The sequence below is a fragment of the Promicromonospora kroppenstedtii DSM 19349 genome (assembly GCF_000515355.1).
Taxonomy (GTDB): Bacteria; Actinomycetota; Actinomycetes; order Actinomycetales; family Cellulomonadaceae; genus Promicromonospora; species Promicromonospora kroppenstedtii.
This window is the reverse complement of sequence record NZ_KI911724.1, coordinates 30,514-31,182: the sequence shown is the minus strand read 5'-3', so window position 1 is coordinate 31,182 and position 669 is coordinate 30,514. Positions and strand designations below refer to the sequence as shown.

General features: G+C 76.2%; 1 protein-coding gene. It reads right to left on the bottom strand.

The window, feature by feature from the left end; translation table 11 throughout:
- Nucleotides 1-409, bottom strand: a 409-nt coding sequence (locus tag PROKR_RS37520) for a sterol carrier protein domain-containing protein (protein WP_245605910.1), incomplete at its 3' end; no start/stop codon positions are given.
- Between the last annotated feature and the right edge of the window lie 260 nt (nt 410-669).

The window sequence follows — 669 nt, the reverse complement described above, 5'->3', positions numbered from 1 at the left end:
GGTGCACGGTGACCAGCCCGGCCGCGGCGAGCGTCGCGAGCGACTTCCCGCCCAGGTAGGCGGCGCCCAGCTCGCGCACGTCGAGCGAAAGCTCGGGCACCTCGGTCTCCGGGTCCAGCCGCTCCACCGACGCCGGCCCGAACGCCTCGGCCCGCAGGCGGTACACCCCGGCGTTCGCGGGCAGCCGGGTGTCGGTCACGGCGAGCGTGACGTCGACGTCGCCGGCGTACTGCCGGCCCGCGAGGGCCGCTGGCACGTCGACCAGCCGCACCCACAGGTTGTCCGGGGTGCGCGGTGCGGCGGCGCGCAGGTTCACCAGGAGCTGCGTCACCACGTCGTCCACCGGCAGGATGAACGGGGACACCTCGTTCGTCAGGTCGAGGTCGAGCAGCGCGCCCCACAGGGGCACGGGCCGCCGGGGCGTCGAGCGCCACGACCTCCCCGGCGCTCACCTGCCCGCGCGGGCCGGTCGGCTCCCAGCTGAGGTTCCGGCGGAACGTCACGTAGCCGCGAGGCTCGCCGTCGAGCTCGACGACGATGATGCGCCGCGACTCGCGCCCGCCGCGATGGATCAGGGCGTCGTCCCACAGGACGGCCTGCAGCTCCTCGGTCTCGCGCGTGACCCAGCCGGGCCGGTTCAGGCCCGGGACGCCGGCCGGCGCGGCGCCC